Raw genomic sequence first — 25,538 nt, 5'->3', positions numbered from 1 at the left:
AAAGAAAGGGCGAGAACATGACTTGGTTTGTCCACGCTCCAAAAAACACGGGATCGGCAGCACTTTCGCCGCGATCCCGTGTTCTTATTTTTCAAACTCTTCTTACTTACCGTTCGCTATCTTCCACTCGTCCAATTGCTTCTGCATTTCTTTCACGATTTCATCGATCCCGGCTTTGTCCAGCTTGTCGTTACGTTTCTTGAGAATATCCGCAGGATCGACCGAACCTGTGCGTAGAATATCTTTGAACTCCGTAAAAATCGTATTATAGGAGGCTACCTGCGTCTTTACGGGATCGGGATTGAAAGAGAAACCAAGCAACGGCGACTGCTCCGCCGTTTTGTTGAATTCCACGTATTCTTCATACTTGCTGTCTAATTCATTGTCTAATAAATAGTTATTTAGCTGGTTGCCGATAATCCACGAGTTGCCCGGAGCATAACCTGAATCCGCGATTTGCTTGATCTTGTTGTCTCCGACCTTAGTGTAGTGTTTGTCTTGAATTCCATATACGACCGTATTCAATAGCTCTTTATCCGTATAAAGCAGATCAAGCACCATCATTGCACGCGCTGGATCTTTGGAAGAGCGGGCAATCGCGAACTGTGAGCCTGTCGCTTGAGACGTCGTTACGAGAGGCGTTTGGGTATTCACGACGGACCAATCGAAGTGCTCTGGACCGCTGCCGGAGTTGTTCTTAATCCGGAAAGAAGCTTCCCGGCCTGGAGAGGTCGTCGTGGAGAGGAACCATATTTTTCCGGCTGACCTAACGTCATCAATCTTCTCTTGCGTTGTCGGAGCGTTTTTGTTCAGATAACCTTTCTTGTACCAGTCATTAAGCAGCTTGTCGTTCTCGAGCTCAATAGCTAAATATTCGGGACTTGTTACGGAGATAACCTTGCTGCCCTCCACCTTGCGGTTAATATAAGTGCCGAAGCCCAAGTCTTGATACCCGTAATCCTGCAACCAATCTAGAACGGAATCTTGCTTGTTGCTATAAACCGGATAGATGTTCGGATCCTTCTCTTTAATGACTTGAAGGAACGGCTCGATATCCTTTAGCTCCTTGACCGTGCTGATGTCGAATTGATACTTCTCCACGATATCCTTACGGAAGGCAAAGCCCCGCCCCTGAGCCAGCTCCTTATTCGTTGGAATTGCATACAGTTTTCCCGCGATGACCGGCGCTTGCAGGTAAATAGGATTGATGGTTTCGCTAATACCCTTACCATATTGGGAGAGCAAATTGCCTTGAGCCAGACTGTCGTCATTCAAGGGAAGGAATGCCCCCTTCGCCGCATTGGAGAAAAACTGATACCATTCCGGAGCGAAGACGAGATCTATCGGCTCCCCCGTTTGAAGCATGAGGTTCGTTTTCTCCAAATAAGCGCTCCAATCGATATAGTTCAGACTTACCTTCGTATTCGGCAGCTTATCCTTAAGTAGCTCATCGATCCTTTCTTCGACGACAACTTGATCCTTCTGTGGCGAACCCGGCATATAAATGGACACTTCGAAGGGTTGAAGCTCGGCTGTAGCGGGTTCTGATGAGCTAGCGCTTGGCGAGTTGCTTTCATTCGTTGTTGCGGTTGGGGATGCGGACGGTGACGCGTTATTGTTACTGTTGCCGCAAGCGCTTAAGCCGATAGCCGCCGTCATGCCTAAAGCGAGCAGCAGGGCTGGAACTTTTAGATGTTTTATCACGGAATACCCCTCCATTAATGAATGCATATCATGATTGCTTCTCTATGCTAACCGGGCGTCCCCGGGTTTAGCCTTTAACGGAACTTACGGCTTGTCTAGCCTTTAACGGAGCCTACCGTCAAACCTTTGATGAAAAAACGTTGGAAGAACGGGTAAGACAATACGATGGGACCAATACCGACAACGACCATTGCCATTCTAAGCGTTTCGCTTGGAAGCTCGCTGAGGTTCAGGTTCATTAGCGCTACTTGATCCATGCGGTCTTTAATGAACTGAACGTCGTTCATAACCTTGATCATGAGATATTGAAGCGGCAGCTTATTCGCATCGTTAATGAACAGCAGCGCGTTAAACCAATCGTTCCAGTAGTTAAGAGTGCTGAACAAGGCGACCGTCGCGAACACGGGCAACGATAGCGGAATGATGATTCTAGCAAAGATTCGAAATTCGCCGGCGCCGTCGATCTTAGCCGATTCCAGAATCGCGGGATGGATCGTCGTCTGGAAGAACGTCCGCATGACGATGACGTAGAACGGTAGCATCAAGAGCGGCAGCAGTAGGGCCATATAAGAATCTCCAATGTGCAGGATGCGAGTATAGACGATATACTTCGTGACCGTCCCCCCGTTGAATAGGAGAACAAAGACAAGGAGGAACGAGAAGATAGGGCGGTAAGGAAGGTCCCTCCTTGAGAGCGGATACGCGTATAGCCCCATAATGAGGATGTTAATCAGCGTTCCAACGAGGGTCAAACCGATGCTAACGCCATAGGCACGGAATACCGTCGAAGCATCCTTAAATAGAAAGTCATAGGATTTAAGCGACCATTGCTCCGGCCAGAAGAGATAGCCGTTCTTAACGATAGAAGTCTCGCTGGTGAACGAGATCACGATAACGAGCAAGAGCGGCACGACGCAAGCGATGGAAACGACAGTGAAAAGAGTGTGGATAAGAAAGTTAGCCGTCGGACCGACAACGTTTTCCCTTCTTGCCGTAAGTTTGCTCATAGAGATCCCCCTCCTAGAAAAGCGAGTCTTCCTTGCTTATTTTGCGAACGACTGCATTTGAACTCAAGACTAAGACGAACCCTACCGTTGATTGCACGAGCGCTGCTGCCGATGACATACCGATGTCGTTAAGGTTAATAAGGGATCGGTAAACGAATGTATCAATAACGTCGGTCGTGTCGTAGAGGATACCTGAATTTAGCGTCACTTGATAGAATAGCCCGAAATCCGAGACGAAAATATTAGCCATCGACAACAGAGTGAGAATGATGATGAGCGGACGGATCATCGGCAATGTAATCGACTTCGCCTGCTGCCAGCGGCTAGCGCCATCGATGACCGCCGCTTCGTAATACTCCGGATCGATACCCGCCATACCGGCGATATAGACGACTGCGCTGTAGCCGATATTTTTCCACAAAGTAATCAGAACAAAGATTGTAGGCCAGTATTCGGAGGAGGAGTACCAATCGATCTCTGCTATACCCATGCTCCTGAGAATGGTATTAATAAAGCCGCCTTGCGGGCTTAGGAATGCGAGCACGAGATAACTCACAACGACCATGGAAAGGAAGTAAGGCAAGATCATTAAGCTTTGATACAGCTTCGCGAACAATCGCGACCTCAGCTCATTGAAGAGCAGGCTGACCGTGACGGCGAACACCGTCGTCAACGACATAAAGGTGACGCTATAGAGGACGGTATTACGAACGGCTCGGATGGCATCGTCGTTGCTGAAAAGAAACTCGAAGTTGTGGAAGCCTACCCAAGGGCTACCGAAAATACCGTCTATATAGTTCACGTCCTTAAAGGCGACGAAAACGCCGAATATAGGCAGGTAATTGTTGACGAGAAGTACGAGCAGTCCTGGAATGAACATCAAGTAAAGCGCTTTGTAAGAGATCAAATTCCGAACAAACCGGGATAACCCCCTTTGCTTGAATGCGAGAGGCTTAACCCCCTTGTCGGCATACACCGTGCGATCTATGGAAGTCTGAATTGCCATGCGAATTCCTCCTGCCTCTAGCTTAATTCTCTAGCGTCGAATATCTGACTCTAGCGGATATAAACTGATTATAGAGGCGATCCTGAGGCATTACGATGACGGTTGTATTCATTATCGTGATGGATATTCATGCCTCGATCGTTCAGGACAAAAACAACTTCGCAAACTCGAGTAGAGTTTGCGAAGCCGGAAAAGGTGCGAGAAATTATAACGAACCGTCATTATCATCCAATGGCACAAGCGGTCGGATCGGTAGACGAATCTCTGCTCTAGTACCCCCATCTTCGCGTAACGAATATCGGATGCCGAACGCGTCTCCGAAATGCAGCTTGATCCGTCGGTCTACATTACGAATCCCGTACCCCTCTCCCACTCCAAAGGCCATGAGACGATGCAGCGATTCAGGATCTGCCGGCTTAAAGCCATTATCGTCGATAATAAAAGCGAAGTACTCCGCCCCTCGTACCGCCCGAATCCAGATTTCTCCCTCGCCGTCCATCTTCCCGACGCCATGGAGAATGGCATTTTCCACAATCGGCTGCAAAATAACCTTAGGCGTAGTCTCGTCCAGTAACCCTTCATCCAAGTCATAATGCACTTCGAATACGTTTTGGTACCGCTGCAGTTGCAGACGAGTATACGCCTGAATATGTTGGATTTCCTCGCGAACCGTTACGAGTTCCCTTCCCCTGCTTAAACCAATCCGTAGAAGAGAGGATAAGTCTTTAACCATTCGCGCAAGCTCGGGCTCGTCCTTATCGATTGCGGTCCAATAAATGGAGTCCAATGTGTTGTACAGCAGATGCGGCGTAATCTGGGTATGCAAAGTCATAAGCTCCATCTGCTGCTGCTTCATTTCCAACAAGTAACGTTCTCCGACTAACTGGTTCACCCGCTCGGTCATTCGCTGAAAGGATCCGTACATTTTGCCGATCTCATCATTGCGTTGCACCATAGACAGAAGGCTGAATGTCATGCCCGGCTCATACCTCTCGGCTAATTTAGACAGCTTGTGCAGCGGACTCAGCATTAGTCGAAGCATGTAGACGAGATACCCGGCAACGAAAAGGAAGCAAAGCAACATAACGACGAATAACACCCGTTGATAGGACTCCTGCTCGCCGATCATCGTATGAACGGGGACCTCGTAGACAAGGCGTGTGCTGAATTTCTGATTATAGATCGAGGTGAATAAGACCTGGCGATTGTGCCAATTCACCACGCGGTAATCGTTAGTTATCTGTTGCATCTGTACCGGAATATCCATCTTACTGCCGATCTGCTCGTTCGAGTCGGAGCTTAACACTTCGTTCCTCTCGTTGATGAGGTAACTACGACTTCCCGATGGAACTTGGTTATCCCAGATGTCGTTAAACAGAATAGTCTCTAGGTGCGTCACATAGAGAACACCCAATGTTTGTTTCGAATCCTGCGGATCGACGATCGCCCTTACGAAGCAGACGGTTGGACGGAGTGAATCGCCGAACTTCACGACGCGAATGATTCCTGTCCCGCGAAGCTGGACCGCTTCCTCGTAGAAGGGCGGCAGACGATTCGAATCGGTATAGATCAAGCCGAATTCCTTACCCGAATCGAGCGTATAATTCCATTTGTCGTTCGCGTCGGGCACGAACAGGGCGTAATGCGTTCCGTCGAGCGTGAACTTGGAAATGATATCGCTGATCGTATTGTACTCGGATAGGTCGCTAATCTGACTGAGGACAATCGGACTCTTCGCATTATTGATGAAGTGCTCCTCAATGAACTTGAGAGTCTTCTCGTTCATGCTGTTTAGCGTTCGCTCCAGCGTAATCCCATTCTGCTTGGCCAGCCGAAACAGAGTAAGGCTCACCTGCTCCTTCGTCATTTCCGATGCCTGCCTATAAGAGAATCCGCCGACTATTAGAAAGGGAATGACGATGAAAGCGAGAAACGAGAGAATGATCTTGTTCTTTAGCGGCATAATGGCTTCCCCTTTCTCCTCCCGCAATGGATGGGTTGTCCTTACCTATTGCGATAGTCGGCGGGGCTGACACCGAAGTGCTTCTTGAATACTCGACTAAAATGCTCAGGAGACTCGTAACCGATGGATTCGGAAATCTCATATCGCTTTTTGTCGCTTTGTAGAAGGAGTCGTTTGGCCTCTTTCATCCGGATTTCCGTTAGGTAGTCCCACAGGTTCTTATCCGTCACCCGCTTGAAGAGATAACTGAAATAGTTCGGGCTAAGGTGAACCTCGCGGGCCACATCCTGCAGCTTCAAGCCCTTGTTTGCATAAGAACGGCGAATATATTCCATTGCCTTCATGACCGTCGAGCTCTCTCGCCGAACATGTCCTACAATGACACATCGGGCGATCTCCGTGAGATAGGCTCCGAATTCGCCGATTTTCTCCTTCGACACCGCATGCCTTGCATAAGCCTGCGGTTCTGGCGGAAGACTCTCCTCTTCCAACATATCGCGTAATTCACCCAGCATCCCGTACAGGCAATATGCCGCCTGCAGCAAGCAGTTCGCCCACTGCTCTTCCGGCATGCCAAGCTTCGTTAGCTCTTTAAGTAAACGCATGACAACCGCCTCGGCCTGCTCGGCTTCCGTTTGCTGTTGCAGCACCTTGACGAGACCCTCGAGATGCTGCTGCCAACGGAGCATTAACTTGTCAAGCTGCTGCTCGACATCGCCGATATAATAGACCGGTAACTCAGGACGGTCATTCTGCTTGGCCTCCAGCGCATCCTTCGTCTCCAGGTACAAGGCTGGAATCCGAGTTACTCCCTCAGTCGTCCGACTAAGCCCAATCCAACTGTTCAGATTGAGATACGTTGAGATATTCGCCTGCATCGTACGCGCAATCAGTTGGATTTGAGTCAATGCCTCTGTGCCCCACTGCTTCCATTCCGCCTCTTTAATCGAGACGATAGTTACCAGTTGGCCTTTCAACCCATAGAAGCTCACCGCCTCCCAGCTTGAAAGACTCTCTTCGATAATATTCAAAGCGGCGAAGAGCAGCAGCTTGCGATCTTTGACGTTAAACCTCGTGTTTCGGCGCAAGCCTCCTTCGCCCAAATCCAACTCGACATTGAGCACGCAATAGAACGGACCCGGCAATAGAACCCCTAGATCGGAGAAGACGACCTCAAGCTCATCCGAAGTCCATTCATTGTCCTCGTCGCTTAGCCATTCATATAACAGAATCGATTTTGCCGTTAGCAATTGGCCTACTGCATACTTCTGCCGTATTTGGTGCTCCCAGGTCCTCAAGTCCTCGGAATGTCGCTTGCTGAGCGCATTGCCTACCACTTGATACAGATGCTCGGATTCCACTGGCTTGATCAGGTAATCAATAGCTCCAAGCCGAAGCGCCTGTTGAGCATAATGAAAATCCTCATGAGCGGAAATGACGATAATCGGAATATTCGGATGCTCGGAGAAGATCACTTCCATTAGCTCGATACCGTTCATGCCGCCCATTTGAATATCTGTAATGATCAGATCGAACTTATCCAACCTCAAATAATCAAGAGCTTCGAAGCCATTCAGCGCCGTCTCGGCCCTCACGATTCCATATTCGGAACGCAGAAGGAATCGGCTGATTGCACCGCAAATGATCGGCTCGTCATCGACGATCAATACATTAAACATCTGCCTATTCCTCCTTGATCCAACAAAAAAAACGAATCCAAGTCTATTACCTCATACAAACTCTTCCATAATTCGCTAGTTTATTTATACCACTGTTCTTATCCTGCTGCGAGCCCTTCAATGTAATGTCGGAGGTGTTGAAGCTTCTGCTATCGTTATATTTCTCTCGAACGAATTGTTCGTATAATCCATTTCCGTAATTCGATAAATATCGTTGACCCTAAACCCGATCTTATAGGTACCCTCACTTGGAATATGCCAAAGATTGCTTCCCTGAGGCCCGCCAGTCGCTTCCCAGATTACGGATTCGCCCGGTGCAATGGAATCCTTGAACACATCGTTATACGCGACGATACCGCCATCTACCAGGAATACGCCACCGACGACCGAGTTAGCCGGAGTCGGTTTCACCCCGACATTCTTGATGGTAGCGCGCAGCAGTACATCATCTCCGGCATGCGGAGAATTCGCGGTAAGCTCCACTGCAGTCACAATGAGATCCGCGCCGGAACTGATCGGCTTGGCCTCCAAGCCTAAATAGCCGAACTTATAGATGGCTATCGTACCTTCCTTAACGACGAGCCTCACGACGTGCAGACCGTCTGTCAGTCCTTCCGTCTTGAATACTTCGCGGTTGAAGCCTTCAAGACCCGCCTGAACTAAGTCGACGGTTGCCAGAAGTATCCCGTCTACGTAGACCTCGGCAATTCCCATGTTCGACTGAATCCGAGAATTCCAGCTGAACCCTGTCCCCTTAAAGGCGAACTCCGCGTAAGCGTCCGGCGTCGAAGCATCATGCGAATCTCCTCCGGCGCTGAGAGCAAATCCGGCGCCGTATTCCAAAAACTCGCTATTATGCGGAAGCTCCTGCCATATCGGCGTTGGCACATATTCGCCGGGATAGAGCTCGAAGTAGTCGACATCCGCACCACCGGTTCTCGATTCAACGATGATGTTGTTTTTCCCTTGCTTTAATTGAATACTCGCTTTCCGATCTTTGTAATGATTGCCGTTAGCCCACCCGCCTGTTGACGGCAGATCGATCAGTACGCCTGGATTGTCGTTTACGACAATGATCTTGCTCGCATCCCCTCCGGCTGCATAGCGAATCGTTAGAGTATAATATCCCGCTTCTGCTGCCGTGATATTGAGTAGAGTGAAAGGACCCGTATGTGTCTGAGCTACGGCCTTGCCCCCGGAAGCGTTCGAATCGTTGACGATGACCATGCCGCTCGCGAGCTGGGTAAATTCCGCCTCGTATCTAGGGCCTCCAGGCGTGACCGGCATGACTAGCGATGTTTTCGTGATCTCGCCGGAAGGAGTCGATACGTTGCCGGAATCGTCAAAAGCCAGCACGTAATAGGTATATATGGTTTCCGGCGCCACGCTGAAATCCTTGTAGGACTTCAATACGCTAGGTAAAGTGTTCAACAGCTCGCCGTTGCGGTAAATCTTGTAACCTGCTACGCGCTTATTATCTGAGGAGCCACTCCAAGCCAAATTCATTTGCTCGTAGGAGATCGGCTGAACAGTAAGGCCTGTCGGAGCGGTTGGAGCGCTGCCATCCTTAGCTTCAAGGATATATTGCACGGCTTCGCCCGGATTCACCGTCGCTTCTAGCGTCAAGTAAGGATCGGCTGTCAATGCGGTCACATCTTGGCGCGAGGCGGTATACGAATCTCCATTGCCATAACGACTGCCTGAATATTGTCCGGCGGTCGGAAGCTTGACCTTTACCTTCATTGTGACCGGCGAGGTTTCGAAGCTGACAAAGTTCAGCAATATTTTGCTCGCGCTAGCTCCTACGCCCGAAGTGCCCAGTCCCGACGTATCCACCGCACGGAACAGCACGCGCTTGTCTTGCACTGCCGCCTTGTCGATATACTCGTAGGCTAACGGAGTCCCGTGAGTCGCATAGGCCGCAGCCAAACGGCGAAACGACTTCAAGCGAGTCTCGCCCGGCTCCTTCGTATTCGGCCAAGCAATCGTATCCTCGGGCTTCTGCGTCCTCCAATTGAAATCGAGATCGAATAAACCAAATGAGGTATCCCCCTCCTCGAAGAAGGCGGCATGCTGCATGATATGGTCTACGTATCCGATATTCGCCCGCATTTCCCGGTCGAACGAGGAAGCGAACCGATAAGCCGTCGTCCCGTATTGGGAGCCATCCACGTGAGCGTCATTACCGCCCGTCTCGCTCATCACCATCTCCTTAGGGATAACTCCATTCGTTTCCGAATAGGTCAGCAAGGTTTCGGGGAGTGAGCTGCCACGAGGAGAGGACACCCCAGTCCCCCCATAGCTATGTCCGTTAGTCATATCGGAGAGATCTTCAATTTCCCTGCGAAGTTCAGGATTGCGCTCCCACCCGGCAGGGGAACCGTTCGTCGGCCAATAGGCCCAGCCAGGTGCAATAACCTTTAGATTCGGCTGTTGAGTCATCCGCTCCTGTTGCAGCATCTGGCCTAGCGCAACAACCGACTTCTGGTGCCAGCCGAACAGTCCGGGTTCGTTCTGCAGCTCCAAGTACTGGAACAGATCGCCGTATCGAGCCACAAACTGACGATATGTGTCACGAACGCCTTGCGTGATCGTGCCTTGTTGCAACACCGTATCGTTCTTCAGATCACCGCCGAACACATTCATCATCGGAGCGAGATTCAAATCTCGTAATGCGAGCAAATAGTTGCGCCCTTCCTCCCACCACTGGCTCTTCGTATCCGTCCAGAACGGAACGCGCATCCAGTTACCGCTGTAAGCAATGCCAAGCCATTCCGTGAGCTGCGGGAGAAGTCGGGTCTGATCGTTACCGAAGGAAAATAGATTACCTAAGTTAGTGCCCAGATGAATATATCTGCCATTCAACGGTTCGACCGCAGGTTCGCTCAGTTGCTCCATCTTCACATAATCCCACTGGTACCATAAATATTGATCTCCGGTATTGTTCGCATACAATCCGCGATCGACCTTTAGCTTCAACGTATTCTCGCCAATTTGTAGGAGCTCTCTAGGAATATATACCTTATAATTCTGCTTGTAGGCTAACGGTTCACCATCGTTATCAAGCGCCCCGCTGCCGTTAATACCTGCAATTTGGACAAGTCCGGTCAGGATGCCGTTCATGAACACGTCCATTTGAGGGGTCGACTTATAGGCATCCAGAATCTTGTAGCTAAGCCTAAGCCCGTGAGCTGGAACCTCGGAAAGATTAAAACGAATATTCATCGTGCCATTCTTATCTGCCTTCATCCCCTTGGAGAAAGCACTCCAGTCGGTGCGTGACGCCCAATCGGATGGGATCGTAACGGTCTCCTCGGAAGGAGCATAATCGCGGAATTCAGCGGAATTCATATCTTCTTGACCGATCCGCCACAGTAGACTTGACGCTTCCTCGCCGGCCTTCACCCCGTTAGATGCACTGAACACGAACGCTTTGTCCGACTTCAGAACGTTGCCCGCCAGACCGTTCGTAGCTGCGGCTGCACGAACGCGCACTTGAACTTCTCCTGCCGCACGGAACGCATTGCCCACGGATTGAGGATTCGTTGTTGCCTGCTGCCAAGTTGCACCGTTATCCAGGGAGTATTCATACTTGCCGGCGCTATCGTATCCGCTAGTATTCGTCCATCCGAAGGAGTGATTCGTGTTATTCACTACCGGGGCCGTCGGTGCGGCCGGAGCATCACCAAGCGGATCTACATAGATCGTCCAAGAAACATCGTCAATATAGGTGCCGATTCCAGGCCTTGGGTTACCCCAATTGGCCAGATCAAACTCGATGCGCACATCCTTGGGCGCCCACCCAGTTGTAGTCGTAAACCGTGGACTGGTTCCTCTGTAATAATAGTTTTCCGTTGCCCCGGTTAAGGCCGAACTTCTTAATGTATCGTCACGCAAATCCTTCCACTGCGTATTGTTGTTCGTGTCCGGATTGGAGTTGACCAGTGACCAATAGAGGAAGGATCCGCTATTCCAGCCACTCGGCTGCCACCTGCGGAACTGTATACGAACAAGATAATTCGCTTTGCCTGACAGTTCTTGAAGCTGGTCCTCCGTCATGCCAAGCGAACCTATCTGACTCTTTCGTATCTCATTATTCGTCATGATAAGGGCTATCGATTTATCTCCGCCATTATACGGGTTGTCAACCCAAGAGGCATTCTGGCCATCCCAGGTCGGCTGATCTCCCACCCAAGGTTTACCGTCTCCAGCGAAATCCCAGCTCTTCACGTATTTAGCCGTATATTCGACGCCTCCATGAATGTACTTATCGCCAACCAACGTAGCGGCCGTTTTTACGACGACAGCCGTACTTAGTGCCGAAGCGTTATTATTAGCGTCGCGCGCTTTAATCCGCAAGGAATAGTTCGCATTTTGCGCCAATCCCGTCAACTTATAAGTCGTTACATTGCCCACCGAAGACAACAAGGCATCACCGCTATAGATTTCGTAAGCCACGACACCTTCGTTATCTGTAGCCGCATCCCAATGCAGATCAAATCCTTTGTCCGTAATACCGTCTGCATATACGTTAGATACGACAGACGGAGGCGTAACGTCCGGCACGATCGAATGAACAGAGGAATTATCGGAGATCGCGTCCGTATTCCCGTTCCCGCTATAGTCATCTGCGAACGGTTCGCTGCTCGGTGTAATCGGTTGCGAGTCATCCGCGAATGCCGATCCGAACGGCAACATCGTCGCGACTAACAGGATGACGAGATACAGACTCAGCTTTTGCTTGAGCGTTACAATTCTCAATGATTTCACTCTCCTTAATAAATATGAAAATCCTAATATCACCTTTTGCGAGCGATTGGAAGCGTTATCATTTCATTTGGCGACATCGCGTTTTCTTCTTCATTTTAAGGATTGTACATAGGACTAGCGATGATCACTATTCCGATCGCTGTGACATTTATTATGGAATTAAAACAATGATCCCGGTAATCTATTCGCCATCCCCTGCTTACCCAAGCAAAACAAAAAAGGTACCCGTTGACTGGACACTTTGACAAAAAGCGTTCGGTCTATGGATACCTTTATTCACCTGCGCAGCTCTATTTCCAGTCTTTAACCGAATATCGCATCGATGACCGGCTTCGTATGACCGCCGGGATAACACAGGTACAGCAGAACGTATACGGTAACTCCCGTTACGACGGTGGTAAACCAGATCATGGCCGTAACTCTGCCCACCTTGCGGTGTTTGGCGAAATTTTTACGGTAGGCAAGCGTCAGCGTCGTAATTCCGAATACGGCGGCAACCGTTGCGAGCACGATATGAAACAGCAAGAAAACCAAGTACACGTTCTTCAAGCTTTCCGGTCCGTTGAACATCGTATTGCCGATGAAAATCGTCCGCGACACGTAGATAATGAAGAAGATCGTTGCCGCTACTGCAGCCGCTACCATAACCTTCTCGTGCGCTTCCCTTTTCTTCTTAATAATCAATCGCCAACCGATGGCAACCAATATTCCGCTGAGCAGAATAAAGCTTGTACTCACCAGTGGAAAAATATCATACCACGACATGTCTATTCACCCGCTCTATCGTCATAACATCCGTCTTTACCCTATTGTACCTGTCCAACGGGCTCAGTTCAAACGTTTCGGCACACCGTCACAGATTGTTAATAATCGTACGGTTACCGATTAGCGGCGGCCGGCTTAAGAAGCTCGTCTTTATCTTTCTCTTCCGATCGCTCTTTCCGGTACCATTGCATGAATACGGTGTAGAGCGCGGCTGCGTTAACGAATTCCTGCAGCAGCTTCATGACGATTCCGCCCAATTGCTGGTCGTCCTTGCCGCTCATCATATTAAAGAATGCTGGCCCTTCGAACTTGCTGAGCAATTCGGCCGGATCGCCGGATACGCAATATCCCATTGCCTTCACCCATACTTGGGGATCGTTGTATACGGCGAATAAAGGACCGCTGGCGAAAATAATCATCGCGCAAGCCGGCGTCAACAACAATCCGCTCATGAAAATATAACCGAGCGTAAGCATGTGGGTCATCCGTCTCCATTCCGGAATCGGACAGTAAACATGCCACCACATCATAACGGACGAGATAAAGAGCAGAGCATAGTAGATTCTATGAACCGTAAAATGCGTCATGATCCAGTCGTGATTGTCCGGCATGTGATAGAACGAGAACAGTAACGTAAACAGTCCCAGGCTGATGATCGGATTCATGATGAGCCGGAAAGCTCCCCATCTCCAGAAGCTAGCCCGGAAAAGCCGTCTCCACATCCAATCAGGTATACCATAAATCAACAACGGAGGTACGAGGATATACGCAAGCGCCATATTGGTCATATGGAACGTAAACATCAGATGCCCCATCAAGCTTAAAGGCCCGCCTTGCGTTAAGTAAAGCAGCACGATCGCAAGCACGAATGACAACTGACGAGAAAAGGATACGGGAGCGCTACCCGCAAACCGATGTTTCCAAGGCCCCACCATAAACGTATATAACACGATAATCGCCATCATGAAGATCATGAACATCGGACTCCACAAATCGCGAAATGAAAAATACTCCAAACCCCACATCATCGTTAACCCCCTTTCTAGCTGTAACGAATCATGCGAGGGTTCGCTCGCCATTCGTTCCGTTCATAAAAATAGAGAGGACGGATTGTGGCCCGCCTCTCTGTAGTTTAACTCTTTTCTTGCTTACCACCAAACCCAATACAGGGCCATGATCACCATAGTGAAAACGACAAAGGCACCCGCAACGATTCCTATGATCGGAAACAAATGTCCGCGATCCTTCATATGCATCCAAAATGCCATTTGAATGAAAACTTGAACAACAGCCATACCGACCAAAATAATATACGTAAAAGTCGTGTTGATTTCCCCTGCGGATACTGCCGCGAACGCGATAATCGTAAGGGCTAGAGATAACACGAAGCCGACGATATGTTTCTGCGGACCTTCCACCCTATGCCGTTTCGGTGCTTCTCCGGAAGCCGCATGGTCATGATTGCTCGACATGAGATTAACCCACCTTTCCCATCAAGTAAACAACGGTGAAGATGAATACCCAGACAACGTCGATGAAATGCCAGTAGATGGCGGAAATATATACTTTCGGCGCCGTCACGACGGTCAAACCTTTTTTGAAGATTTGTCCAATGATCATTGAGATCCAGACGACACCGAACGCAACGTGCGCGCCGTGGAACCCGACTAACGTATAGAACGAGGAACTGAATGCGCTTGTCGTAAATTTATGGCCTTCGTGTACGTACTCGAAGAATTCATAAATCTCCAGGCCTAGGAAGCTTAGTCCTAGCACGATGGTCACGATCAACCATCCGACCATCGCTTTTTTCTTATGTTGGTGCAAAGCTTGAACCGCGAATACGCTCGTTAAGCTCGAAGTCAACAAGATCATCGTCGCCGCGAATACCATCGGGAGTTGGAAAATCTCGTTAGCGGAAGGTCCGTCTCCGATGTTGTGGCGCAGAGCCAAGAAAGCCGAGAACAAAGTACCGAACAATACGGTTTCCGCGCCGAGAAACAGCCAGAATCCCAAAATATTATTACGGGCTTGCAACGTTGCCTTCTCAGGCTCGTGAGGCAAGTGGCCGTCTACGTGGTCGTGTGAACTCATGCTTTCACTCCTTTCTCCTGATCCTCCGGTTCGATATGGTAACCGTGATCGTCAAACAGGGAACGGATGACCATGCAGCCGAACGTGATTACTAATCCACCGCCAGCGACGAGAAGGTGATCATACATAAACCCAAAACCTGCAATGAACAATCCGATGCTCATGATTAAAGGCAGAATCGACGGTGAAGGCATATGGATCGACCCAATCGGTTCCGCAGGCGTCATAGCCGTCTTTCCTTCCATCTTTTCCTTCCACCATGCATCGTACCCGCGAACGAGCGGAGTTTGTTGGAAGTTGTACTCCGGAGGAGGCGACGGAATCGTCCACTCCAACGAACGGCCATCTTCCCACGGATCGTTAGTTGCATTGCGCGGCTTCGCCCAAGTGATGAAGACGTTGAGCAAGAACGCGATCGTTCCGACTCCCATCAAGAACGCGCCGACCGTACTGATCATGTTCATATCGTCATAGCCTTGACCGCCGAGATACGTGTAGACACGGCGAGGCATTCCGAGCAATCCAAGGAAATGCTGTACGAAGAAGGTCAAGTGGAACCCGATAAAGAAAGTCCAGAACGTAATTTTACCGATCGTTTCGTTCAACATACGTCCGAACATTTTCGGCCACCAGTAATGCAATCCGGCGAAAATACCGAAGACCAAACCGCCGACGATAACGTAGTGGAAGTGAGCGACTACGAAATAGCTATCGTGGTATTGGAAATCCGCAGGTGCGGACGCTAGCATTACGCCTGTAACTCCGCCCATAACGAAGGTCGGAATGAATCCGATACCGAACAGGTTTGCCGTCGTGAAACGGATCGAACCGCCCCATAACGTAAACAGCCAGTTAAAAATTTTAACCCCGGTCGGAACCGCGATCAACATCGTAGCGATCGAGAACAAACCGTTGGCAACCGGTCCAAGACCCGTCGTGAACATGTGGTGAGCCCATACCATGAATCCCAAGAACGCGATCAGAACGGTTGCGAATACCATCGAGCTATAACCGAACAGACGCTTACGCGAGAAGGTACTTACGACTTCGGAGATAATCCCGAATGCCGGCAAGATCAGGATGTACACCTCAGGATGTCCGAAAACCCAGAAGATATGCTCCCATAGCACTCCGCTACCGCCGTTCGCGACTTCGAAGAAGTTCGCTTGGAATAGCCGGTCGAACATGATCGCGACCAATCCGACTGTCAGAACCGGGAAAGCGAACACGATCAGTGCGGAAGTAATGAAGATGGACCAAGTGAACATGGGAAGTCTCATGAAGGTCAATCCAGGCGCACGCATGTTGATGATCGTGGCCATGAAGTTGATACCGCCAAGCAACGTACCGATACCGGCGATCTGCAAGCCGATTACGTAATAATCGACCCCGTGCCCCGAGTTAAAGGTCGGCCCCGCCAGCGGAACGTAAGACGTCCATCCCGCATCAGGCACCGTACCGGCGAACCAACTCAAATTCAGCAACAATCCGCCGAAGAAGAACGTCCAGAAACCAAGGGAGTTCAAGAAAGGGAATGCGACGTCGCGCGCTCCGATCTGAAGCGGAATAACCGCGTTCATTAGCGCGAATAGCAAAGGCATCGCGGCCAAGAAGATCATGGTCGTACCATGCATCGTAATCAATTCGTTAAAAGTATCCCCGGCAACGACATCATTCATCGGCTTCATCAGTTGAACCCGAATGATAATCGCTTCCAAGCCGCCAATTAAGAAGAAGAACCCTCCTGCAATCATATACAGTATACCTATCTTCTTATGGTCGACGGTCGTTAGCCAATCCATCAAGCCGCTATAGCGCTTGACCGTGTGTCCATGTGCATGTGCTGCCAAGACCACGTACCCCCTTCAATTCCGCTGATTAATAGTCGAGCTTGTATTCCGCCAAATACTTGGCGATGCTTGATACCTCTTCAGGCGTCAAGCTGTTATCTTCCGCGCCCGGCATCATTGCGCCAATTTTATATTTCTGAGGATCCGTGATCCAATCATGGAGGTTCTGCTCCACACCGGCCTCATCGTTATACAGAATACCGCCGACCGTTTGACGTCCGCCGATTCCCGTTAAGTTAGGCGCGCTGTTACCGCCATTCTCACCGACAGCATGGCAGCTCAAGCATTGCGAAGTGAATTTCTCCGCGATTTCCGCATCCGCAGGCATAACCGCCGGAGCTTTCATCGCCGCAACCCAGCGATCGAACGATTCGGGACTAACGGCTTTCGCTTTGAAATCCATCAAGGCATGGGCCGGGCCGCATAACTCCGCGCACTTACCGCGGAAAACGCCTTCTTTAGGGAAATCAAGATACATCCGGTTCGTTACGCCCGGGTTCGTATCCATTTTGCCTCCGATGGAAGGAATCCAAAAGGAGTGCTTAACGTCGGCAGCGACAAGTTCGAAGGAAATCGTCTTATCCGTCGGAACGATCAATTCCTGAGCTGTCGTAATACCGTAATCGGTATATTCGAATTCCCACCAATATTGATGCGCCGTTACTTTGACCTGCACGGCGTTCTTGTCTTTACTGTAATCCTTGGCAAGACCGAATACGTCTCTGATCGTTGGAACGCCGAGAATCAAGAGCAGAACAAGAGGGATTACCGTCCAAATTACTTCTAGCTTGTGATTCCCTTCCACTTGCACGGGAATGCTTTTGTCGCCTTGACGACGGCGAAAACGAATCAATACGTAAATACAGATGATGAACACAACAACAACGACCAAAGCCATAATGCCGATGGACAGTTTCATCAAATCAAATTGCTTCTCAGCTACTGGTCCTTGCGGATTCAGAGTTGAGAGGTCTTCCCTTCCGCATGCGGACAATAACAGTACCAAACCTGCCAGCAGCGGAAGCAGCCGTTTCATCCCAGGCCACCGATTCATCATATCAACCCCACTTTGACGTTTTCATAGAAAATCGTTTGCCCCGTCCGGCAAACGAATTCTATATGTACACGGATGTTGGACCAAACCAGCAAAATGCTTATCCTTGCTGAAAATCAACAACAAACGCTCTTTAAGCACTCTAATAAATATAAAGATTGTTCCGCCTTCTTGTCAATGTTCACAGAACAGTTCACAAATTGTTCTCAAAACTGTCGAAAACGCCGCCGTTCTAAGGATTTATTACCCTCAAACCGATTCTTTCGACGCAGGTGTCGACGATCGCGGACCGGAACTGCTCCCGAGGCGGCGACAACGTTGCCGCTTTTTACTCCTCCCCTTCTTTTTGCCAATAAGGCCGAGTTTTATGTGCACCGCCTCCTGCATATTTTATCGGCACCGGTAAACCCTAATCTTAAGTTGAATGATTAGGAGGGTTTACCCCATGCCAGCTCGACGTTATTTCCTTCTATTCGGAGTAGTCCTCATGCTTGGACTGACGTTATCCGCCTGCAATTACAAATCGTATTTCCAGAAAAGCAACAACGATTACGCCAGCCGCAGCGCCAATGATCCGAAGATGATGCATGTCCGATCTTATGGCTCCTTGTCCAACGATCCTAAGCAACATGACAACCGTTATTTCGAATATAGCTCCGCCTTATCGAACAAAGTGGCGGCTTTGCCCGGCATTAATACCGCTCTTGTTTTCCTAACGGACAAAAATGCTTATGTAGGCATCTTAACCGATTGGTCCGCCACCGGTACCGAAGCAAGAGGGGGTCCAAGATCGCACGAGCAAGATAATTCCGGAACGACCGAAGGCGTGTATAACGTCAGCAACGGCAGTTCGAAATGGGACAATCGCCAAGTGGCTACGCCTTACAACTCTTATTTCACGCATAAGGACTACGGCGATTTATCGACCGAGCTTCGTCAAGTGATCGGCAACACGGTTAGATCTTCATTTCCGCGCGCCCAGGAAGTTCATATTTCCGCGAACAGGGAGTTTGTGAATCAATCGCTGGAATATGCCAAAGTCGCATGGTTAAAGAAATCTCTTACCCCGTTAACAGCGGACTTTAACACATTGGTTCAATACACGTTCGATAACGGCAACGAAGTTCCGATTCCTCTCTATTTAAAACAAAAAACGGGCCGGTAACCCGAGGGATATCGCGCAAGTCATTGACTCCGCGACAAACCTCGGGCCCTCCGCCCTAAATGGTTCAATTATTTGGTAAGAATGAGCGGGCCCTCCGCCGTAATCGCAACGGTATGCTCGAATTGGGCGGCCAGTCCGCCCTCCGCGGTTAAGACCGTCCAGCCGTCCTCGGCAATGAAGACATCGGGAGATCCGATCGTTAGCATCGGTTCGATCGTTATGACCATCCCCTCCTTAAGCCTTCGTCCCGTCCCCGCTTTACCTACATAAGGAACTTCCGGCGGCTCATGCATCGACCTGCCGATCCCGTGTCCGCCGAATTGACTCACGACTCCGAAAGAACCCGCATTCGCAACATGGCCAATGGCCGTCGCGATATCACCGATCGTCCTCCCGGCTCTTGCATGAACGATGCCGCTGACCATCGCTTGATACGCCGCTTTGCGCAATCGATTCGCTGCGGGAGAGACTTGACCGACCGGATACGTCCATGCCGTATCCGCCATCCATCCGTTCAGCTCGACGACGAAATCCAATGTAACTAGATCTCCGTTCAGAAGCGTTCTTTCGTCAGGCATCCCGTGGCATACGCAATCGTTAACCGCCGCGCAGATCGCGAAGGGATAACCATGGTAACCTTTTTGCGCCGCGTACGCTCCCCGTTCGTTCATGTATTTTTCCGCGAATTCGTTTAATTCCATCGTAGTAACACCCGGTCTAACCCTCTTCCCGAGCTCTCTTCTCAGCCGTGCGGCCAACTTCCCCGCCGCGGCCATCTGAATCAGATCTTCCCGCGAACGAATCGGTATTCCTCCGGCGTATTTCCGGCCATTGTCATCAGCCACAGCCTCCACCTCCGCTTTCCTCTATGTTATTCCGGCAGGGCTGAAATCTTTACGGGCGGCTGTACGATATGTTGGAGGAAATCATTTGATGTTGTTGGCGCGGAAATCTTCTATTGAAATAAAACGTAGCTGGGATTCGTTCTATCTAGGCAGAAATTTTAAGGAAATTTACTGTCCCACGGGCCCCGAGGGCTTGAAATGTTAACATGTACATTGATAAGCATAAGCAGTTCCGCCTGGAAGTGATCATTACTGAATTCTCTTCCGTTATTCGGGTGCGGACAGACCCTTTGGAAAAGGATAACGGCACGGATTTCCTTTATTTCAACGTCCCTTTCTCTTTTCGAGCAATATACGGGGGAATAGCGGAAATCCCTGCCGTTATGCGTCGCGGAAGTGGGGCAGAGAGGAAGATAGCGGCAGGAATTTCCGTTATCAAAGAAGCGTGCCTGCAAAATCGGGACTACCAATCAAACCAAAAACCAACCTCAAGCAAACCAACCTCACGCAAACCCAATGATGACCCCAAACAAGTCGCAGGCAACCTCAAAAAACAAGCCCCAAACAAAGCATTAACTGCTCCACCGCCCTTAAGGTTGCTAATAAACGTTAGCGTCGGAACAACAAAAAAACCGACCGGGAAAAAGCATCCGCCTTTTCCTGATCGGTTAATCCCGCTGCGTTACGATGCGGGGGTATTTAATTTAGTCAGCTCGCGTTCCACGAGCATCGTTAGCTCCTCTTCGTATCCACCGGTAATTCTGTATTTGCGGATGTAGTCTTTAACGAACTTGCGCGGATCCTTGGGGCGGAAAATTCTAGTCAGTTCTCGCAAACTTTCTTGAACTTCGTTGTGGCTGCGTTTGGCCATGCAATTCCCTCCCAGTGGAATGGATTCCGACCCGGCGCAAATCCCGGAACGGAGGCGGTATTTCGCCACTCGGAGAACCGAATTAAGGTTCATCCCTAAGCTTCGATGTTCCACCGCTTTTTACCATAAAGGAAAACGTCCCTGCATTTTCTCATTATACCATTTCTCAGCTGGAGGATAAAGTAAAAAACGATAGGCATTTGAACCCATGGAAGTTTAACTACAATCCTTGACCCGCTTCGTCCCGCACTTCGAAATACTGTTCCTTGCCGGACAAGGAGAACCGTTCTCCCGAGCGGAGTTCATACCGAACTCCGGGCTGAAGCCGATCTCCGTTGGAGAGAAACGTTCCGTTAGACGAGCCGTTATCCTCCAGCAAAAACAAACGGCTTTCTTCTATGAATCTTACCGTACAATGAATGCGGCTGATTTCGCTAGCCTCATACGGGAAGAGGATGGCGCAATGCGCCGGATCGCGACCGATCGTCAGTCGGCGACCCAATACCCGGTAGCTGCTACCCGCGTGCTCGCCTTCTATCCCGCATAACCTCGGTTCGTCCTCTTCCGCCGGCTCGGCTTGGTCCGGGTAAGATAGGATTTTCGTGACGGGAATCGTATAATCCGTCAGCGGGTTGTCCTCGTACTCCGGATTCGGCGTCGTTTCCTCCTCGCCCCACTCTTCGAGGCTCTGCTCTTCATAGGTCTCCTGGTCCTCATCTATCGCGGATTGCGTCGGATCGCGCGACTCCCTGCCCTTGGCAGTCAGCTGCAGGAAGGCGATCACCGCCCCGACAGCAACGACGATGCCTACGCCAAGCGCTGCTAGCAACGGCAACGTTCCCACCTTGACTTGGGACGTTACGATGTCCAAAGATAGCGCGGCGGCGGAAGCGCGTACCGGCATAAACTGCGAACCTGTTAACAGGACGGCGACGCATGCAACCGCCTTGTATAGCCGGGGCGTCGTTCCCCAGCGGTACTTGAAGCGATTCCCCCTCTCATCTGTATGTTGTTCTCGCTCAGTCAACACCCTCACCCCCATTATCGGCCGCACTGGATCGATTTGTTTTGTAAACGCTTTCCTTATTCATTAGAAAGGAAATATAATTTTTTCGCATTCGAATTCATTATAGCGAAAAAGAAGATCTCGTTCAATTCCGGAATCCATTTTTTAGGTAATATTTAGGTTTTCTTCCTTTGTTTCAAGCTCCTCCTTCAGCTTGCGACGTAAGACCTTGCCGATGAGAGACAAGGGTAAACTGGTTCTGAATTCGTATTGTTTGGGAACCTTGTACGCCGCTAGCCGATCCCGGCACCAACGGTCCAATTGCATATCCGACACTTGCCACCCGTCTTTCAGCACGATATAAGCTTTAACCGTCTCCCCCCGATATTGATCGGGAACACCGAGCACGGAAGCTTCTTTAACCGCGGGATGATCGAATAGAACTTCCTCGATCTCCCTTGGATATACGTTATATCCTCCGGCGAGAATAATATCTTTTTTCCGATCGATAATGGTGAAAAACCCGTCCTCATCCATCGTTCCGAGATCTCCGGTTCGAAGCCATCCCTCCTTCAACGCGGCCGCCGTTTCCTCCGGACGGTTCCAATAACCCGACATGACCTGCGGCCCCTTAATGGCAAGCTCGCCGATTTCGCCGATCGGCAACGGCTCCAAGTTATCCTCCCCAACGATTCTAACGTCCGTATCCGGAAGGGGAACTCCGATCGTGCCCGGTTTGCGGAAGTTCCAGATCGGGTTGCAATGCGTTACCGGCGAAGTTTCCGTCATTCCGTAGCCTTCGATCAGCTTGCCTCCGGATTTCTGCTCGAACTTCTCCTGCACGTCGCGAGGAAGCGGTGCCGCTCCGCTTACGCAAACTTTAATCGAGCCAAGGTCATCTTCCTGCGTTTCGGGGTGATTAAGCAGCGCGATGTACATCGTCGGCGCTCCGGGGAAGACAGTCGGCCTGCGCCTTCTAATCGTCTCGAGCACGAGCTTCGGATCGAACCGAGGAACGAGCAGGAGAGTTCCGGCTTGGAAAATCGTTTGATTGAGCAGCACCGTCAGACCGAAAACGTGGAACAAAGGAAGCGCGGCCAAGTATCTTTCTTTACCCAGCTCCATCCGATAAAACCAGCCCGACACTTGAACCGCGTTCGCCAACAGATTGGCATGCGTTAACATAACCCCCTTGGGTTGGCCTGTCGTTCCTCCCGTATATTGAATCATCGCCAGCCCCGTATCCGCGTCTACCTCTTCGCAGATCGGGGTATCTTTACTCTGACGAATAACGGACGACCATCGATGATTTCCTTCCGATTTACTATACTTCACCTTCAGATTAGGGTATTCCCTTCGTCGTTTGATCGGGTACAGAATATTTTTCGGAAAAGGCAGTCCGTCGGACAAAGTGGTAATTATCACATCTTTCAGCGCCGTATTTTCTCTCGCCTTGCTCACCCTGGGCATAAGTAAATCCAGCGTAATCAGAGCTATCGCCCCGCTGTCCGCTAACTGGAGGTGAAGCTCCCTCTCGGTATAGGTGGGATTCGTCTGAACGATGACGGCTCCGGCCATCAACCCTCCATAATAGGCGATAACGGCTTGCGGACAATTGGGAAGCATGATCGCCACCCGATCGCCTTTGTTGATATTCAGCTCCTTAAGCGCATTCGCCAACTTGCGGCATTGACGAAGCAGTTCCTTATACGTGTACCTTCTGCCAAGAAAATCGATTGCTTCGTGATTAGGGAAGTCCCGCGCGGAATCCAGCAGGAAGGAGGCGATATTCGATTTGGGATAGTCGTAAGAAGGAGAAACCTGTAGTGGATAGTGCCGCAGCCATGGCTTGCTAGCCTGCATATCGGTAACTTCACTCATGCTGCATGCCTCCTTAATATCCGACGTAACTTTCGGCAGCGATGACGCGAGAGGATATGCGCTTACGCAAAACGGATAAATCCGTCGGTTCGAATCTCAACAGCCGTTTTAAGACGGACAGCTGTATTCTCAGGTTTTCTCCTTTCTCCAACGCCGCCAATATCGTTCTAGAACGCTGTCCCGCCCGCTCCGCCGCTTCCTCCGCGAATAAAGCCGTCATGTCGATCGGATTGTCCCTACGATCGGCATCGCTTGATTCTTTCTTCGTCAGCTTGAGGGATCTTAGCAAGGAGCTTTCGAGCGCGTACATATCGATCATGGAGTCGGCCAATGCCGCTACGATTTCCTGCTCGCGTTCAAGCCTTAGCCCGTGTTTCTGGACAGCGAGACCTCCGACCATTAGGAATACCTTTTTAAGAACGGACAAAATCGCAATCGGTTTCGATAAAGCGGATGAGCTTGATGCAGCAGCTAACGGGGTAGGGTTCAACAACTCCCGTTGCAACGCTTGCGCCTTCTCCATAAGAGGAAGCTCTCCCTTGAGCGCCCGTTTCAGTAAAGTAGCGGGAATGAGCAGCCGGTTGATCTCGTTCGTCCCTTCGAAAATACGATTAATGCGGGAGTCGCGATACAATCTCTCGATCTTGTACTCTTGGATGTACCCGCTGCCTCCGTGAATCTGAACGCCTTCATCGACGACGGTATCCATCGCTTCGGATGCAAACACTTTGTTGATGGAGCATTCCAAAGCGTATTCGGCGATCGCTTTGGCCGCCTGCAGCCCTCCGTCTACTCCATCCAGATCGGCTTGGCTAAGCGACTGGTCGATTAAACCCGCCGTCCGGTAGACCATGCTTTCGGTGATGAAAGCGAGCGTATTCATATCGGCTAGCTTAGCTGCGATAAGCGGAAACGAGGAGATCGTTTTGCCGAATTGCTTGCGTTGGTTCGCGAAAGCAGCCGACAATTGGATCGCTTCCTTCATGCCTCCCAGACAGCCCGCGGCTAACTTGAAGCGGCCGATGTTTAAGATATTGAATGCGATTAGATGGCCTTTGCCCACTTCGCCGAGCAGTTGTCCGGAGGGAATTCGCGCATCCTCGAAAAATAACGGGCGGGTCGAGGAGCCTTTAATTCCCATCTTGCGTTCTTCGGGGCCGATCGTGAAGCCCGGCGTATTTCGTTCGACGATAAAAGCGCTGAAATGGGTGCCGTCCACCTTCGCGTACACGATGAATAAATCCGCGAATCCGGCATTCGTAATGTAAAGCTTGGAGCCGTTGAGGATGTAATGCTCGCCGTCCTCGGACAGAGTCGCGGTCGTTCTGGCGCCCAACGCATCTGAGCCGGAGCCCGGCTCGGTCAAGCAATAAGCCGCGATCAATTCGCCGCTTGCCAGCAGCGGAAGCCAGCGATTCTTATGCTCGGGCGTTCCGAAGAAAACGATAGGCAACGTTCCGATTCCGGTATGCGCGCCTACCGAAAGCGCAAACGAGGACGCCGGCGACAGCGTCTCCGCTAGCAGCGTCGTGCTCGTTTTGTCCAACCCCAAGCCGCCGTACGCTTCAGGAACGTCGGCGCCCAGCAGTCCCACCTCTCCGGCCTTGCGCATGAGTCGTACCGTTAAGTCGTAGTCCAGCTTCTCGATCTCCGCGTCGCGGGGTTTGATGTCCCGCTCAACGAAAGACCGAACGGTCTCGGCAAGCATCAGCTGCTCCTCCGTGAAATCCTCAGGCGTCACGATCTGTTCCGGCCCGGCATCCTCGACCACGAATCTGCCGCCGCCCCATGCTGCTTTAGACATCGTGCGCCACCTCCTTTGTTCGAGTTAATAGACTACGCCAATCCATCCTCCGCAAATTTCGCCGAAACGCGGCT

18 protein-coding genes are annotated in these 25,538 nt (G+C 50.5%); 1 reads left to right on the top strand and 17 read right to left on the bottom strand.

Annotated elements, in window-relative coordinates; all coding sequences use genetic code 11:
• Positions 1-102: 102 nt before the first annotated feature.
• From HH215_RS28765 to coxB, 12 genes are all read right to left on the bottom strand, one after another.
• On the bottom strand, positions 103-1,704 hold the full coding sequence (locus HH215_RS28765) for an ABC transporter substrate-binding protein (RefSeq protein ID WP_169283015.1): 1,602 nt from the start codon (positions 1,702-1,704) through the stop codon (positions 103-105).
• A 95-nt stretch (positions 1,705-1,799) separates the two neighbouring features.
• Complete coding sequence (locus tag HH215_RS28760) at positions 1,800-2,711, bottom strand: carbohydrate ABC transporter permease (RefSeq protein ID WP_169283014.1); 912 nt, start codon at positions 2,709-2,711, stop codon at positions 1,800-1,802.
• 13 nt (positions 2,712-2,724) lie between these two features.
• Positions 2,725-3,717 (bottom strand): ABC transporter permease, encoded by a 993-nt coding sequence (locus HH215_RS28755; RefSeq protein WP_169283013.1) that lies wholly within the window; start codon positions 3,715-3,717, stop codon positions 2,725-2,727.
• Positions 3,718-3,922: 205 nt separating this feature from the next.
• Positions 3,923-5,680 carry a sensor histidine kinase gene (locus HH215_RS28750; RefSeq protein ID WP_169283012.1) on the bottom strand — a complete coding sequence of 586 codons (1,758 nt, stop codon included), beginning with the start codon at positions 5,678-5,680 and terminating at the stop codon, positions 3,923-3,925.
• Between the two features lie 41 nt (positions 5,681-5,721).
• The gene (locus HH215_RS28745) at positions 5,722-7,359 is read right to left on the bottom strand and encodes a response regulator transcription factor (RefSeq protein WP_169283011.1); all 1,638 of its coding nucleotides are present in this window, start codon (positions 7,357-7,359) and stop codon (positions 5,722-5,724) included.
• A gap of 117 nt (positions 7,360-7,476) precedes the next feature.
• Positions 7,477-12,120 (bottom strand): polysaccharide lyase family protein, encoded by a 4,644-nt coding sequence (locus HH215_RS28740; RefSeq protein WP_169283010.1) that lies wholly within the window; start codon positions 12,118-12,120, stop codon positions 7,477-7,479.
• 312 nt (positions 12,121-12,432) lie between these two features.
• Positions 12,433-12,894, bottom strand: a complete 462-nt coding sequence (locus tag HH215_RS28735) for a DUF420 domain-containing protein (protein WP_169283009.1) — start codon at positions 12,892-12,894, stop codon at positions 12,433-12,435.
• A gap of 113 nt (positions 12,895-13,007) precedes the next feature.
• Positions 13,008-13,922, bottom strand: coding sequence for a cytochrome c oxidase assembly factor CtaG (gene ctaG / locus HH215_RS28730; protein WP_310735513.1), 915 nt, complete (start codon positions 13,920-13,922; stop codon positions 13,008-13,010).
• Between the two features lie 120 nt (positions 13,923-14,042).
• Positions 14,043-14,366: a cytochrome C oxidase subunit IV family protein gene (locus HH215_RS28725; RefSeq protein ID WP_169283008.1), complete on the bottom strand. Its 324-nt coding sequence runs from the start codon at positions 14,364-14,366 to the stop codon at positions 14,043-14,045.
• A gap of 4 nt (positions 14,367-14,370) precedes the next feature.
• Positions 14,371-14,988 carry a cytochrome (ubi)quinol oxidase subunit III gene (locus tag HH215_RS28720; protein WP_169283007.1) on the bottom strand — a complete coding sequence of 206 codons (618 nt, stop codon included), beginning with the start codon at positions 14,986-14,988 and terminating at the stop codon, positions 14,371-14,373.
• Positions 14,985-16,790 carry a cytochrome c oxidase subunit I gene (gene ctaD, locus HH215_RS28715; protein WP_169284625.1) on the bottom strand — a complete coding sequence of 602 codons (1,806 nt, stop codon included), beginning with the start codon at positions 16,788-16,790 and terminating at the stop codon, positions 14,985-14,987. The genes HH215_RS28720 and ctaD overlap by 4 nt, the downstream gene beginning before the upstream one ends.
• Before the next feature lie 76 nt (positions 16,791-16,866).
• The gene (gene coxB, locus HH215_RS28710) at positions 16,867-17,895 is read right to left on the bottom strand and encodes a cytochrome c oxidase subunit II (RefSeq protein ID WP_169283006.1); all 1,029 of its coding nucleotides are present in this window, start codon (positions 17,893-17,895) and stop codon (positions 16,867-16,869) included.
• Between the two features lie 442 nt (positions 17,896-18,337).
• Between coxB and HH215_RS28705 the strand changes: the two genes are divergently transcribed.
• Positions 18,338-19,057 carry a hypothetical protein gene (locus HH215_RS28705; protein ID WP_169283005.1) on the top strand — a complete coding sequence of 240 codons (720 nt, stop codon included), beginning with the start codon at positions 18,338-18,340 and terminating at the stop codon, positions 19,055-19,057.
• A 68-nt stretch (positions 19,058-19,125) separates the two neighbouring features.
• On the opposite strand, the gene map is transcribed toward HH215_RS28705, so the two are convergent.
• The 5 genes from map to HH215_RS28680 form a co-directional block, all read right to left on the bottom strand.
• A complete protein-coding gene (gene map / locus HH215_RS28700; protein ID WP_256376644.1) occupies positions 19,126-19,902 on the bottom strand; it encodes a type I methionyl aminopeptidase in 777 nt (258 codons plus the stop codon).
• 682 nt (positions 19,903-20,584) lie between these two features.
• Entirely contained in the window at positions 20,585-20,773 is a 189-nt protein-coding gene (locus HH215_RS28695) for a hypothetical protein (protein ID WP_169283004.1), read from the bottom strand.
• A gap of 220 nt (positions 20,774-20,993) precedes the next feature.
• A complete protein-coding gene (locus tag HH215_RS28690; protein ID WP_169283003.1) occupies positions 20,994-21,800 on the bottom strand; it encodes an FHA domain-containing protein in 807 nt (268 codons plus the stop codon).
• Between the two features lie 144 nt (positions 21,801-21,944).
• Complete coding sequence (locus tag HH215_RS28685) at positions 21,945-23,660, bottom strand: long-chain-fatty-acid--CoA ligase (protein ID WP_310735512.1); 1,716 nt, start codon at positions 23,658-23,660, stop codon at positions 21,945-21,947.
• A gap of 13 nt (positions 23,661-23,673) precedes the next feature.
• Entirely contained in the window at positions 23,674-25,464 is a 1,791-nt protein-coding gene (locus HH215_RS28680) for an acyl-CoA dehydrogenase FadE (RefSeq protein ID WP_169283002.1), read from the bottom strand.
• Positions 25,465-25,538: the final 74 nt, after the last annotated feature.

Source organism: Cohnella herbarum (assembly GCF_012849095.1).
GTDB classification, from domain to species: Bacteria; Bacillota; Bacilli; order Paenibacillales; family Paenibacillaceae; genus Cohnella; species Cohnella herbarum.
The sequence above is the reverse complement of the archived record's forward strand: the minus strand, read 5'-3'. Positions and strand labels throughout refer to the sequence as shown.